General features: G+C 52.5%; 12 protein-coding genes. 8 read left to right on the top strand and 4 right to left on the bottom strand.

Features of this window, described 5'->3' with window-relative positions:
- Nucleotides 1-18 precede the first annotated feature (18 nt).
- Nucleotides 19-2,463, bottom strand: coding sequence for an acyl-CoA dehydrogenase FadE (gene fadE / locus OGY10_RS06820; protein ID WP_003830821.1), 2,445 nt, complete (start codon nucleotides 2,461-2,463; stop codon nucleotides 19-21).
- Between the two features lie 239 nt (nucleotides 2,464-2,702).
- On the opposite strand from fadE, the gene lpcA reads away from it, so the two are divergent.
- Together lpcA and OGY10_RS06830 are read left to right on the top strand one after the other, a co-directional pair.
- On the top strand, nucleotides 2,703-3,284 hold the full coding sequence (gene lpcA, locus OGY10_RS06825) for a D-sedoheptulose 7-phosphate isomerase (protein WP_003031390.1): 582 nt from the start codon (nucleotides 2,703-2,705) through the stop codon (nucleotides 3,282-3,284).
- 111 nt (nucleotides 3,285-3,395) lie between these two features.
- Nucleotides 3,396-4,163, top strand: a complete 768-nt coding sequence (locus tag OGY10_RS06830; protein ID WP_003031388.1) for a class II glutamine amidotransferase — start codon at nucleotides 3,396-3,398, stop codon at nucleotides 4,161-4,163.
- On the opposite strand, the gene dpaA is transcribed toward OGY10_RS06830, so the two are convergent.
- Nucleotides 4,134-4,874, bottom strand: a complete 741-nt coding sequence (gene dpaA, locus OGY10_RS06835) for a peptidoglycan meso-diaminopimelic acid protein amidase (RefSeq protein WP_008783787.1) — start codon at nucleotides 4,872-4,874, stop codon at nucleotides 4,134-4,136. The genes OGY10_RS06830 and dpaA overlap by 30 nt on opposite strands.
- Before the next feature lie 331 nt (nucleotides 4,875-5,205).
- Between dpaA and dinB the strand changes: the two genes are divergently transcribed.
- A complete protein-coding gene (gene dinB / locus OGY10_RS06840) occupies nucleotides 5,206-6,261 on the top strand; it encodes a DNA polymerase IV (protein ID WP_032942425.1) in 1,056 nt (351 codons plus the stop codon).
- A 151-nt stretch (nucleotides 6,262-6,412) separates the two neighbouring features.
- Here dinB and pepD read toward each other — a convergent pair whose 3' ends face one another.
- Nucleotides 6,413-7,870 carry a cytosol nonspecific dipeptidase gene (pepD, locus tag OGY10_RS06845; protein WP_008783788.1) on the bottom strand — a complete coding sequence of 486 codons (1,458 nt, stop codon included), beginning with the start codon at nucleotides 7,868-7,870 and terminating at the stop codon, nucleotides 6,413-6,415.
- A gap of 261 nt (nucleotides 7,871-8,131) precedes the next feature.
- Between pepD and gpt the strand changes: the two genes are divergently transcribed.
- The 3 genes from gpt to crl all read left to right on the top strand — a co-directional run bounded on the left by gpt (nucleotide 8,132) and on the right by crl (nucleotide 10,394).
- Entirely contained in the window at nucleotides 8,132-8,590 is a 459-nt protein-coding gene (gene gpt / locus OGY10_RS06850; protein WP_003031380.1) for a xanthine phosphoribosyltransferase, read from the top strand.
- A gap of 100 nt (nucleotides 8,591-8,690) precedes the next feature.
- On the top strand, nucleotides 8,691-9,935 hold the full coding sequence (gene frsA, locus OGY10_RS06855; RefSeq protein WP_048214870.1) for an esterase FrsA: 1,245 nt from the start codon (nucleotides 8,691-8,693) through the stop codon (nucleotides 9,933-9,935).
- Nucleotides 9,936-9,992: 57 nt separating this feature from the next.
- Entirely contained in the window at nucleotides 9,993-10,394 is a 402-nt protein-coding gene (gene crl, locus OGY10_RS06860) for a sigma factor-binding protein Crl (RefSeq protein ID WP_008783790.1), read from the top strand.
- A 58-nt stretch (nucleotides 10,395-10,452) separates the two neighbouring features.
- On the opposite strand, the gene phoE is transcribed toward crl, so the two are convergent.
- Nucleotides 10,453-11,508, bottom strand: a complete 1,056-nt coding sequence (gene phoE, locus OGY10_RS06865) for a phosphoporin PhoE (protein ID WP_003830831.1) — start codon at nucleotides 11,506-11,508, stop codon at nucleotides 10,453-10,455.
- Nucleotides 11,509-11,797: 289 nt separating this feature from the next.
- On the opposite strand from phoE, the gene proB reads away from it, so the two are divergent.
- Both proB and proA read left to right on the top strand, forming a co-directional pair.
- Complete coding sequence (gene proB / locus OGY10_RS06870; protein WP_286576520.1) at nucleotides 11,798-12,901, top strand: glutamate 5-kinase; 1,104 nt, start codon at nucleotides 11,798-11,800, stop codon at nucleotides 12,899-12,901.
- Between the two features lie 11 nt (nucleotides 12,902-12,912).
- Entirely contained in the window at nucleotides 12,913-14,163 is a 1,251-nt protein-coding gene (proA, locus tag OGY10_RS06875) for a glutamate-5-semialdehyde dehydrogenase (protein WP_286576522.1), read from the top strand.
- The last annotated feature ends 142 nt before the right edge of the window (nucleotides 14,164-14,305 follow it).

Below are 14,305 nucleotides of genomic sequence, written 5' to 3' on the forward strand. Positions count from 1 at the left end.
AACGTTGTGCGTATATCGTTATGCGGCTTCGACTTTACGCACTTTCTCTGGCAGCTTTACCGGCTGAGTCGCCAGCTCCTCGGGTTCAAAGTCATCCACGTTGATACTGCGCAGGCGGCTCGCTTCGGCTTTCACCAGAATCGCGGCTTCATCTTTATCAATCAGCCCTTTCGCCAGCGCATTGTGCGCCAGTTCGTCGAGACGGGTAAATGGCAGGTTTTTACCCAACTCTTTACAGATCCGCTGGTGGATAGGGTCGGCTGCAATGACATCCAGCAGCGCCTCTTCCAGCAAACCAACCGGGTTATGCTCGCTTGGCGTCAGATATTGACCGCGACCAATACGAGAACGAGTCGCGCTCGGAACCTGCAAAATCTTCGCGACTTTATGGTCCAGCTTGTCAGATGGTGCGTCGTAGTGGCGACCGGTCGGGAAGATAACCACGTTCAGCAAGCCCGCGACCAGACGGTTCGGGAAGTTTTTCAGCAGATCGTCCATCGCCTGTTCCGCTTTGTACAACGCATCCTGAACGCCCCAGTGAACCAACGGCAGGTCCGCTTCATTACGGCCTTCATCGTCATAACGTTTCAGTACCGCAGAGGCCAGATACAGCTGACTTAACACATCGCCCAGACGCGCGGAGATACGTTCGCGGCGCTTCAGGCTACCGCCCAGTACGGCCATGGACACATCTGAAAGCAGGGCCAGGTTGGCGCTCAAACGGTTAAGGTGCTGGTAGTAACGTTTGGTCGCATCGCCGGTTGGCGTGCTGCTGGTTAAGCCACGCGTCAGACCAAGCCAGAAGCTGCGCACTTTGTTACTGCCAACGTGACCGATGTGTTTGAACAGCAGCTTGTCGAACGCATTCACATCGTTACTCTGTGCCGCAGCCATTTCTTCCAGAACATACGGATGGCAGCGAATAGCACCCTGACCGAAGATCATCATGCTACGGGTCAGAATGTTGGCACCTTCAACGGTAATGGCGATTGGCGCACCTTGATAAGCGCGGGCGAGGAAGTTGCTTTCGCCAAGCATAATGCCTTTACCGCCAGTGATATCCATCGCATCGATGATTGACTGCTGCCCGCGGTGGGTACAGTGATATTTCACGATAGCCGACAGCACCGCCGGTTTTTCACCCAGCATAATGCCGTAGGTAATCAGTGATGCCGCAGCGTCCATCACGTAGGCGTTACCGGCAATACGTGCCAACGGTTCTTCAATACCTTCCATCTTGCCGATGGAGATTTTGAACTGGCGACGAATGTGCGCATACGCGCCGGTGGCCATCGCGACCGATTTCACGCCGCCCGTCGAGTTAGACGGCAGGGTAATGCCACGTCCCACAGACAGACATTCCACCAGCATTCGCCAGCCCTGACCGGCCATTTTCGGACCACCGATGATGTAATCAATCGGTACAAACACATCTTTACCGAGGGTCGGACCGTTCTGGAACGGCACGTTCAGCGGGAAGTGACGACGCCCAATTTGTACACCCGGCGTTGAGGTTGGGATCAGCGCACAGGTAATACCGAGATCTTCTTCACCACCCAGCAGTTTTTCCGGATCAGAGAGTTTAAATGCCAGACCCAGTACCGTGGCGATAGGCGCCAGCGTAATATAACGTTTGTTCCAGGTCAGGCGCATACCCAGCACCTGCTGGCCCTGCCAGTCGCCCATACAAACCACACCGGTATCAGGGATCGCCCCTGCGTCGGAGCCTGCTTCCGGGCTGGTCAGAGCAAAGCATGGGATCTCCTGACCGCGAGCCAGACGCGGCAGGTAATGATTTTTCTGCTCTTCGGTGCCGTAATGTTGCAGCAGTTCGCCTGGGCCTAATGAGTTAGGTACGCCAACGGTGATCGCCAGGATCCCGGAAACGCCGGAGAGTTTCTGCAGAACGCGAGCCTGAGCATATGCTGAGAATTCCAGCCCGCCGTACTCTTTCTTAATGATCATCGCGAAAAAGCGGTGTTCTTTCAGATATGCCCACAGTTCCGGCGGCAGATCCGCGAGTTCGTGAGTGATCTGGAAGTCGTTCGCCATGCGGCACGCTTCTTCCACTGGACCATCAATAAACGCTTGTTCTTCAGCGGTCAGATGCGGTTGAGGATAGTTATGCAGTTTTTTCCAGTCAGGCTTGCCCTGGAACAGGTCACCCTCCCACCAGGTTGTACCGGCATCAATCGCTTCCTTCTCAGTACGCGACATCGGTGGCATGACTTTACGGAAACCGCGGAACACCGGCGCAGAGATCATGGATTTGCGCATCGGCGTAAAGTTAAACGGCACGAGGATAATGGCCAGAGGAACCAGCAGCCAGACTGACCACAGGCCAGCCACGCCAAGCGCAGCCGTCCAGGCGAGCAAAATTAAACTGCTGAGGAATAAGCTCACGCGGTGATAAAACAGAACGCTGAGCAGAACAACCGTAGCGATAATACTCAAAATCATCATAACGAAAAGCTCCCTTGCTTGTAGGAGGTCTGACCACTTGTGATGATATGTTTGTAGTGGATGTAAATTCTTTTAGCAATGTGTTTACAAAATAATTACAACAAAGCTCACATTGTTGCTGTTTTAACCGGCACAAAAAATCAAAAGCGACAGCCATTCCTGTGGCTTGGACTTCTCGCAGGTAGCGCTATCCGGTACACTGCGTCTTGTCATTTACATTCATGCTGAAGGATATCCTCATGTACCAGGATCTTATTCGTAACGAACTGAGCGAAGCGGCGGAAACGCTGGCTAATTTTCTTAAAGATGACGCCAATATTCACGCCATTCAGCGCGCGGCGGTTCTGTTGGCAGACAGCTTTAAAGCGGGCGGTAAGGTACTTTCTTGCGGTAACGGCGGTTCCCATTGCGACGCGATGCACTTTGCCGAAGAGCTGACCGGACGCTATCGTGAAAACCGTCCTGGTTACCCTGCTATCGCTATCTCTGACGTTAGCCATATCTCCTGCGTCAGCAACGATTTTGGTTACGATTATGTGTTCTCTCGCTACGTAGAAGCCGTGGGTCGTGAAGGTGATGTCCTGCTAGGCATCTCGACTTCGGGTAATTCCGGTAACGTAATTAAAGCGATTGCCGCAGCGCGTGAGAAAGGGATGAAAGTGATCACCCTGACCGGTAAAGATGGCGGAAAAATGGCGGGCAGCGCGGATATCGAAATTCGTGTGCCGCACTTTGGCTACGCTGACCGTATTCAGGAAATTCATATCAAAGTGATCCATATCCTGATCCAACTGATCGAAAAAGAGATGGTTAAACCATAAGAAGACGATTGCCGGATGGTGGCTGAAGCCTCATCCGGCCTACATGAGCGCCACGTAGGCCTGATAAGCGCAGCGCCATCAGGCAGTTCACGGTTTTAAGGTAGGTGATGTATGTGCGAACTGCTCGGGATGAGCGCCAATGTGCCAACCGATATCTGCTTTAGCTTCACCGGGCTGGTTCAGCGCGGCGGAGGGACCGGGCCGCACAAAGACGGCTGGGGTATTACGTTTTATGAAGGTAAGGGCTGCCGTACGTTTAAAGATCCGCAACCCAGCTTTAATTCGCCTATCGCCAAACTGGTACAAGACTACCCCATCAAATCCTGTTCCGTGATTGCCCATATTCGTCAGGCGAACCGTGGCGAAGTGGCGTTGGAAAATACCCATCCCTTTACCCGCGAATTGTGGGGACGCAACTGGACCTATGCTCATAATGGACAGCTCAGTGGCTATAAATCGCTGGAAACCGGAAATTTCCGCCCGGTCGGGGAAACCGACAGCGAAAAAGCTTTCTGCTGGCTGCTCCACAAGCTGACGGAGCGTTATCCGCGCACGCCTGGCAATATGACGGCAGTGTTTAAATATATCGCAATGCTGGCAGGAGAGCTGCGGGAGAAGGGCGTCTTCAACATGCTGTTGTCTGACGGACGCTATGTGATGGCCTTCTGTTCGACCAACCTGTTTTGGATCACGCGTCGTGCGCCGTTTGGCGTGGCGACATTGCTGGATCAGGACGTGGAAATCGATTTTAGCTCAGAGACCACACCCAATGATGTGGTCACCGTGATTGCCACTCAACCGTTAACCGGCAATGAAACCTGGCAAAAGATTATGCCAGGCGAGTGGGCATTATTTTGTCTCGGGGAGCGTGTAGTTTGATGCCAGTTGCGGCTGAACCACTTCGTGACTCAACGGCTTGCTGACGACGTAACGACCATTGACGACAGAAACGGTCGGTGGTTTACGTGTTTGTTCAAAGTAATCGTATCCCGGCTTTAACTGGGCCCAGAAATCTTTGTAATACGAGAACTTATGGCGTTGCATGTTGGCATCGGTCATGCGGAACGGGTAAATGCTAACCTGTACGCTGGACTGCCCGAACACCAGAGCACCGGTCACAAACTGGAAAATCTCATCAATGCCGTTGTCGGTCATTGCGTAGCAGCCGACGGAAACACAGGCACCGTGGATCATCAGGTACTTACCTTCATAACCGTGTGCGCGGTCATAGGCATTAGGGAAACCAATGTTAATCGCTTTATAGAAGCGACTATCTGGTTTCAGCTGTCCACGTTGTACGCTGTAAAACCCTTCCGGACTTTTGAAATCACCCTGACGCTGCTTCGGACCTAAGCCACCGGAATAATTACAGATCTTATAACTGTCGAGCAATTGATACTGTTCGCCCATCTTGACGTACAGATCTAAGGTTCGCTCTTCTTTGAAGATCTGGATATAAACGGGGGAGCCCATTAATTGCTGCTTATATTCTTTGCTGACAGGCGTAGTCGGGCTGCTGCTGCTCAGCAAACCGGCAAATGAAACGCACGGCAATAAAAGCATCGCAAGAAAAAATGCGATTTTACGCATACTGCTTATTCCTTGATAAAACGATCACACACGCCAGGACGGCAAAAAGAATCCCCAAATCGGATAAATCTGGATCTGGAGCGCTCACATTAGCACCAAGAGAGTTTTTCGCAAGTCTCTCGTGCGGCGTTTACACTTTAGTTTTTCTTTATACGGAAAATTGCGCTTAAAGGCAGTCAGACACTGGCGTATTTTGCTGGTTACTGCGCTTCATTGGGTCTTATTCGTGCTGGATGGATAATGGGTCTGGAACGGCCCAGCATTAGGTACAACCAGACTTCTCACAACATAAAAATACTGTATACTTAAACAGTGATGTGGGAGACAAACGATGCGCAAAATCATACATGTCGATATGGACTGCTTTTTCGCGGCGGTGGAAATGCGCGACAACCCCGCCCTGCGCGACATTCCCATTGCTATTGGCGGCAGTCGTGAACGTCGGGGGGTCATCAGCACGGCCAATTACCCGGCGCGCAAATTTGGCGTGCGTAGCGCAATGCCAACGGGAATGGCATTAAAGCTGTGTCCGCATCTCACTTTATTACCTGGTCGTTACGAGGCCTATAAAGAAGCCTCCCGCCAGATTCAGGCTATTTTCTCTCGCTATACCTCGCTGATAGAACCCCTTTCGCTGGATGAAGCCTATCTGGATGTGACCGACAGCACCCACTGCCACGGCTCAGCTACGTTGATCGCTCAGGAAATCCGTCAGACAATTTTTAACGAGTTACAGTTAACCGCCTCTGCCGGAATTGCGCCGGTAAAATTTCTGGCAAAAATAGCCTCCGATCTCAACAAACCCAATGGGCAATATGTGATTACCCCTGCCGATGTTCCTGAATTTCTCAGAACATTACCGTTAGGTAAAATTCCCGGCGTTGGCAAAGTCTCCGCCGCTAAGCTGGAATCAATGGGATTACGTACCTGCGAAGATGTTCAAAAATACGACCTGGCAATGCTGCTCAAACGCTTCGGCAAGTTTGGTCGCGTGCTGTGGGAGCGCTGTCAGGGGATTGACGAGCGGGACGTCAACAACGACAGGCTGCGTAAATCCGTCGGCGTGGAACGTACGCTGGCGGAAGATATTCACGAGTGGTCGGAGTGTGAGGCGATAATTGAACGGCTCTATCCTGAACTGGAACGGCGTCTGGCAAAGGTAAAGCCGGATCTGCTGATCGCTCGCCAGGGGATAAAACTCAAGTTTAATGATTTTCAGCAGACTACGCAGGAGCACGTCTGGCCGCGCTTAAATAAAGATGACTTAATTACGACAGCGCGTAAGACCTGGGACGAGCGTAGGGGAGGGCGAGGTGTCAGGCTGGTGGGATTACACGTCACGCTGCTGGATCCACAAATGGAAAGACAACTGCTATTGGGGCTGTGATTCAGAACAATTGCCGGATGTCGGCGTAAACGCCTTATCCGGCCTACAAACCAGCGTGCAGGCCAGATGGCTACGTAAAAACTTTATCCAGCCTACAAACCAGCGTGTAGGCCGGATAAGCGCAGCGCCATCCGGCAATTAGCGCAGAATCTTACTTCGCCGGAATAGACTTCAGCAGTTCAGTCAGCAGCGTCCAGTAATGGCCGACGCTTTCGATATGAACCTGCTCATCCGGGGAGTGCGGACCGGTGATAGTTGGCCCGATGGAAACCATGTCCATATCCGGATACGGTTTCTTGAACAGACCACATTCCAGACCAGCGTGGATGATCTGGATATTCGGCGTTTTGTTGAACAGACGCTGATAGGTTTCACGAACCAGGTGCATAACCGGAGAGTTAGCATCCGGCTGCCAGCCTGGGTATCCGCCTTTTGCCTGGGTTTTCGCGCCAGCCAGTTTACCCAGTGAATCCAGCATGCTCACCACGTAGTCTTTACCGCTGTCGATCAGGGAACGGATCAGGCAGTGAATTTCAACGTTGTCGTCAGTCATGGTGACAACGCCGACGTTCAGAGAGGTCTCTACCACGCCTTTGGCGACGTCAGAGTTGCGGATTACACCGTTCGGGGTGGCGTTCAGCAGACGCACAAAGCTGTCGCGAGACTGAGCGGTCAGCGCGGCTTTGTCTTGAGTTACGGCATCCAGCAGCAGAGCCAGGTTCTTCTCTTTGGCTTCCAGTTCGTTTTTCAGGATTTCCTGATAGGTGTTGACCAGCGCTTTTAACGCATCAACTTTATCTGCGGCCACGGCGAGGGTGGCAAAGGCTTCACGCGGAATCGCGTTGCGCAGCGTACCGCCGTTGAAATCAACCAGACGCAGATCCAGCTCTTCAGCGTGGCCCGCCAGGAAGCGTACCAGCAGTTTGTTCGCGTTACCGAGACCCACGTGGATTTCGCCGCCGGAGTGACCGCCTTTCAGGCCTTTTAACGTCAGCTTAAAGCTCTGGAATCCAGCCGGGATTGCTTCACGGGACAGCGGCAGGTTAGAGGTAAAGTCGATACCGCCTGCGCAACCCATGTAGATCTCACCTTCTTCTTCTGAGTCGGTGTTGATCAGGATATCTGCCTGCAGCCAGTTAGCCTGCAGACCAAACGCGCCATCCATACCCGCTTCTTCGGTCATGGTCAGCAGCACTTCCAGCGGACCGTGTACTACGCTGTCATCAGCCAGAACGGCCAGCGCAGACGCCATACCGATGCCGTTATCCGCACCCAGCGTAGTGCCACGGGCTTTCACCCATTCGCCGTCAATATAAGGCTGGATAGGATCTTTAGTGAAGTCATGCACGGTGTCGTTGTTTTTCTGCGGGACCATATCCAGGTGCGCCTGCAGAACGACCGGCTTGCGGTTTTCCATGCCTGCGGTAGCGGGTTTGCGAATCAGGATATTACCGACTTGATCGCGCTCGACGTGGAAACCTTTCTCTTGGGCCCAGCTCAGAATGTGTTCAGCGAGCTGCTCTTCATGATAGGACGGATGAGGAATAGAACAGATTTTGGCAAAAATATCCCATAGCGGTTGCGGGGATAATTGAGACAGTTCAGACACGTTGAGTCTCCTTGGCGATGTCCTACAAAACTTGCTTGCAGGCCACGGGGTTAGCAGAATTAAAAACACCACAAGTCAGGCTTGCGCGATGCGATTGAGAATACCACTTTCTCCGCTGACGGCTAGCATAAAGCATGCAAAAAGAGGCGCGGATTCCGCGAAACACTGGTTTTTAGTGCGTCAGATCTCTATAATCTCGCGCAACCTATTTCCCCCTCGAACACTTTTTAAGCCGTAGATAAACAGGCTGGGACACTTCACATGAGCGAAAAATACGTCGTCACCTGGGACATGTTGCAGATCCATGCACGTAAACTGGCAAGCCGCCTGATGCCTTCTGAACAATGGAAAGGCATAATTGCCGTTAGCCGTGGTGGTCTGGTGCCGGGCGCATTGCTGGCGCGTGAATTGGGTATTCGTCATGTCGATACCGTATGCATCTCCAGCTACGATCACGACAACCAGCGCGAACTGAAAGTGCTGAAGCGTGCCGAAGGCGACGGTGAAGGTTTCATCGTAATCGATGACCTGGTTGACACCGGTGGTACCGCCGTTGCGATCCGCGAAATGTATCCTAAAGCGCATTTCGTCACTATCTTCGCTAAGCCGGCTGGTCGCCCGCTGGTGAATGATTATGTTGTTGATATCCCTCAGGATACCTGGATTGAGCAGCCGTGGGATATGGGCGTAGTGTTCGTCCCGCCGATCTCTGGTCGCTAATCTAAAAAGTTTTCAACGCCTGGCAACTGCCAGGCGTTGTTCTTTTTGTGCTGTGTCAGGTTACACTATGCCTTAGTGAGTACTCATGGAGGCTGCAATCATGTCACAGGCTAACCTCAGCGAAGTCCTGTTTAAACCCCGCTTCAAACACCCTGAAACGTCAACACTGGTTCGTCGTTTTAATCACGGCGCGCAGCCGTCCGTACAATCTGCCCTGGATGGCAAAACCATTCCGCACTGGTATCGCATGGTGAATCGCCTGATGTGGATCTGGCGCGGCGTCGACCCGCGCGAAATCCTTGAGGTGCAGGCACGTATCGTGATGAGCGAAGCCGAGCGTACAGATAAAGAACTCTACGATACGGTTATCGGCTATCGCGGTGGGAACTGGATCTATGAATGGGCGAAGCAGGCGATGGACTGGCAACAGAAAGCGTCTATGGAAGAGGATCCGCAGGTGAGCGGACGCCACTGGCTGCATGCGTCTACGTTGTACAACATTGCCGCTTACCCACACCTGAAAGGCGATGAGCTGGCAGAGCAGGCACAGGCTTTGGCGAATCGCGCCTATGAAGAGGCCGCACAGCGATTGCCGGGCACGCTGCGTGAGATGGAGTTTCCCGTCGCTGGCGGTGCGCCGATCACCGGCTTCTTACATATGCCAAAAGGTGACGGTCCGTTCCCGACGGTGCTGATGTGTGGTGGTCTCGATTCCATGCAAACGGATTACTACACCCTGTATGAGCGCTATTTTGCCCCACGGGGTATAGCCATGCTGACGCTGGATATGCCGTCGGTTGGGTTCTCGTCAAAATGGAAACTGACTCAGGATTCCAGCCTGCTGCATCAGCATGTATTAAAAGCGCTGCCTAATGTTCCCTGGGTGGATCACACCCGCGTGGCGGCCTTCGGTTTCCGCTTTGGCGCTAACGTAGCGGTACGTCTGGCGTATCTGGAATCATCGCGTCTGAAGGCGGTGGCCTGTCTGGGGCCAGTGGTTCATGCGCTGCTTAGCGACCCGCAGCGTCAGGCGAGCGTCCCGGAAATGTACCTTGATGTACTGGCTAGCCGCCTGGGGATGCATGACGCCTCCGATGAAGCGCTGCGCGTTGAACTTAATCGCTATTCATTAAAAGTGCAGGGCCTGCTGGGGCGACGCTGCCCGACGCCAATGCTCTCGGGATTCTGGAAGAACGATCCGTTTAGCCCGGAAGAAGAGTCACGTTTAATCACATCTTCATCTTCAGACGGTAAGCTACTGGAGATCCCCTTCAACCCGGTGTATCGCAATTTTGACAAAGGGTTGCAGGAAATAACCGGTTGGATCAATCAGAGATTGTGTTAAAAGTTTGCTAAATTTTAGCGATTTGGTAAAACAGGTGCTTCACCTAAGGAGATCGTAATGACGTTACCGAGTGGGCATCCGAAAAGTAGATTGATCAAGAAATTCACCGCGCTTGGCCCGTATATCCGGGAAGGGCAGTGCGAAGATAATCGATTTTTTTTCGATTGTCTGGCTGTTTGCGTCAACGTGAAACCCGCCCCTGAGAAACGCGAGTTCTGGGGCTGGTGGATGGAACTGGAGGCGCAGGAAAAACGTTTCACGTACAGCTATCAGTTTGGTTTGTTTGATAAAGACGGTAACTGGACGGCGGTGCCGGTGAAAGAGACTGAAGTGGTAGAGCGACTGGAATACACCTTACGTGAATTCCATGAAAAATTACGTGGCTTGTTAACGACGCTGAATCTGGCGCTGGAACCTGCTGACGACTTTAAGGATGAACCGGTTAAGTTAACGGCATAATGAACAGTAAAATGCCGGATGGCGGCGCAACCCCATCCGGCATTTTTTTTATGCTATATCAGAACTGGTAGACCATACCGACAGCAACGATGTCATCATCGTTGATGCCCAGTTTATTATCGCTATCCAACTGGTTGATTTTATAATCAACAAACGCGGACATATTTTTGTTGAAATAATACGTTGCGCCCACGTCGATATAATTCACCAGGTCTTCATTGCCGACGCCTTCAATATCTTTCCCTTTAGAAAGCACATAACCCAGCGACGGACGCAGACCAAAGTCAAACTGGTACTGAACAACCGCTTCGAAGTTCTGTGTTTTATTGGCGAAGCCGCCGGAAATTGGCGTCATATTGCGTGTTTCAGAATAGAACGTCGCAATATAAATATCGTTAGCATCATATTTTAAGCCGGTTGCCCAGGCTTCAGCTTTATCACCCGTACCGCGAGTTTGCAGATTCTGCTGGTTGGTTCGATCGGAGTTGGTATAAGCGCCGCTCACCGCGAAATCGCTGCCGCCAAAGTCATAGGTAACAGAAGTACCAAAACCGTCGCCGTTCTGTTTTTTCACATCGCGATCCTGGTTTTTACCCTGGTATTGCAGGGTCAGATCCAGGCCATCCACGACGCCGAAGAAGTCGGTGTTACGGTAAGTTGCCAGACCGCTGGCGCGTTTGGTCATAAAGTTATCGGTCTGTGCGGAGGAGTCGCCACCAAATTCCGGGAACATATCGGTCCAGGCTTCCACGTCATACAGCGCACCCAGGTTACGACCATAATCAAACGAGCCAAAATCTTTTAATTTCACACCGGCGAAGGCCAGACGTGTTTTTTGTTGGTTAGAGTCGCTTTCAGCTTTATTGCCGGCAAACTCTGCTTCCCAACGACCATAACCGGTTAGTTGATCGTTAATTTGCGTTTCGCCTTTAAAACCTAAACGGATATAGCTTTGGTCACCATCTTTGCTGTCATAATCCGTCATGTAATGCATGGCTTTTACTTTGCCGTACAAGTCCAGCTTATTACCATTCTTGTTATACACTTCCGCTGCCTGTACGGATGCTGATGCAACAATTCCCATCACCACTAATGCCAGAGTGCTCTTTTTCATTTTCATTCCTGATTAAAAGTACGCGCTAATATTCACTGGGTGTGATCCCCGTTAAAAGACAGGAGGGTTTTTAACGTCTGGCAATGAACGTTTTATGACAAAGTAAGAATATTTTTAAAAAAGGATGTTTTTTTGTTTCTGTAATAAATGCGTCAAAATCTGCCGCTACGCTTGCTGATCCTGCGCAATAAAATTTCATGCTTTGTGCGCTGGTTGTTGGCAACCGGGGCCAGTCCTGCTAAAACGTTCGTTTGATATCATTTTCCCCAATTTTGAATGGCAGAGAATCATGAGTGACAGCCAGACGCTGGTGGTAAAACTTGGCACCAGTGTGTTAACGGGCGGATCCCGCCGCCTGAACCGCGCCCACATCGTAGAACTGGTTCGCCAGTGCGCGCAGCTTCATGCCGCAGGGCATCGTATTGTTATCGTTACCTCTGGTGCGATTGCCGCCGGACGTGAGCATCTTGGTTACCCGGAGCTCCCGGCAACGATAGCTTCGAAACAGCTGTTGGCGGCGGTCGGGCAGAGCCGACTGATTCAGCTGTGGGAACAGCTGTTCTCGATTTACGGTATTCATATCGGGCAGATGCTGCTGACGCGTGCAGATATGGAAGACAGAGAGCGCTTCCTCAACGCCCGCGATACGCTCAGCGCGCTGCTAGATAACAACATTGTTCCTGTCATTAATGAGAATGACGCCGTAGCGACCGCCGAGATTAAAGTCGGCGATAACGACAACCTCTCCGCGCTGGCGGCAATTCTGGCTGGAGCCGATAAGCTGCTGCTGTTGACCGATCAGCAGGGGCTGTTCACCGCCGATCCACGCACCAACCCGCAGGCTGAGCTGATTAAAGACGTGCACGGCATTGATGATGCGCTGCGCGCCATTGCCGGGGATAGCGTCTCAGGTCTGGGAACCGGCGGCATGGGCACAAAACTGCAGGCCGCCGATGTCGCATGCCGCGCCGGGATTGACACCATTATTGCCGCAGGCAGCAAGCCGGGCGTGATTGGCGACGTGATGGAAGGCGTTTCCGTTGGGACGCGTTTTCATGCTCAAGCCTCTCCGCTGGAGAACCGTAAACGCTGGATCTTCGGCGCTCCGCCTGCCGGAGAGATTACCGTCGATGAGGGCGCGACCGCAGCAATTCTGGAACGCGGCAGCTCATTACTGCCAAAAGGCATTAAAAGCGTGACAGGTAACTTTTCTCGTGGTGAAGTGATCCGCATCTGCAATCTCGAAGGGCGCGATATTGCCCACGGCGTCACCCGCTATAACAGTGACGCGCTGCGCCGTATTGCCGGACACCACTCACAACAGATCGACACCATCCTGGGCTATGAATACGGTCCGGTTGCTGTCCATCGCGACGACATGATCACCCGTTAAGGAACAGGCATATGCTGGAACAAATGGGCATTGCTGCCAAAGCCGCGTCATACAAGCTGGCGCTGCTCTCCAGTCGCGAAAAAAATCGCGTACTGGAAACCATTGCTGATGAGCTGGAAGCGCAAACGGAAAGCATCCTCAGCGCGAACATACAAGATGTTGAGCAGGCGCGAGCCAATGGCCTGAGCGAAGCGATGCTCGACCGCCTGGCGCTGACGCCGGCGCGTCTGAAAGCGATTGCTGACGATGTGCGCCAGGTCTGTAATCTTGCCGACCCGATAGGGCAGGTGATTGACGGCGGCCTGCTGGATAGCGGTCTGCGTCTGGAGCGTCGTCGCGTCCCGCTGGGCGTGATTGGCGTGATTTATGAAGCGCGTCCAAACGTCACCGTTGACGTTGCCTCCCTGTGCCTGAAAACCGGCAATGCGGTGATTCTGCGCGGTGGGAAAGAGACCTACCGGACCAACGCCGCCACCGTGGCGGTTATCCAAAAGGCGCTGGAAGCCTGCGGTTTACCCGCGGCTGCCGTACAGTCAATTGATAACCCGGACCGCGCGCTGGTCGCCGAAATGCTGCGAATGGATAAGTACATCGATATGCTGATCCCTCGCGGTGGCGCGGGTCTGCATAAGCTGTGCCGTGAACAGTCGACCATCCCGGTCATCACCGGCGGTATTGGCGTATGCCATATTTATGTTGATGATACCGCGGAGATCGCCCCGGCCCTGAAGATTATCGTTAACGCCAAAACCCAGCGTCCAAGCACCTGTAACACTGTAGAAAATCTGCTGGTACATCAGGATATTGCTGAGCGTTTCCTGCCTGCGTTAAGCCAAAAGATGGCGGATAGCGGTGTTACGCTGCACGGTGATGAAATCGTGATGCAAGTTCTGCATGGCCCTGCCAAACTGGTGCCACTAAAACCGGAAGAGCTGGATAACGAGTTTCTGTCTCTGGATCTGAACGTTGTGGTGGTCGAAAATATGGATGGTGCTATCGCCCATATTCGCGAACACGGTACCCAGCACTCGGACGCCATACTGACGCGCACGCTCAGCAACGCCAACCGTTTCGTGAATGAAGTGGACTCTTCTGCCGTGTATGTGAATGCTTCCACCCGTTTTACCGATGGCGGTCAGTTTGGACTGGGGGCGGAAGTGGCGGTGAGCACGCAAAAACTGCACGCGCGTGGCCCAATGGGGCTGGAAGCACTGACCACATATAAGTGGATTGGCTTCGGTGACGACACGATCCGGGCGTAATTGAAAACGGGCGATGCCATAATAGCGCTCTTAATTTTAAAGCTATTAAGGCATCTCCCGCTTAATTCTAACCTTCACTTCGCTGCCGCATTTATTTTTCTATCCTGCGTTTTAACATCATCCGCATCAGTCTGTTTTTGAC

The sequence above is a fragment of the Citrobacter sp. Cpo148 genome (assembly GCF_030332375.1).
In the GTDB taxonomy this organism is placed as follows: Bacteria; Pseudomonadota; Gammaproteobacteria; order Enterobacterales; family Enterobacteriaceae; genus Citrobacter; species Citrobacter portucalensis.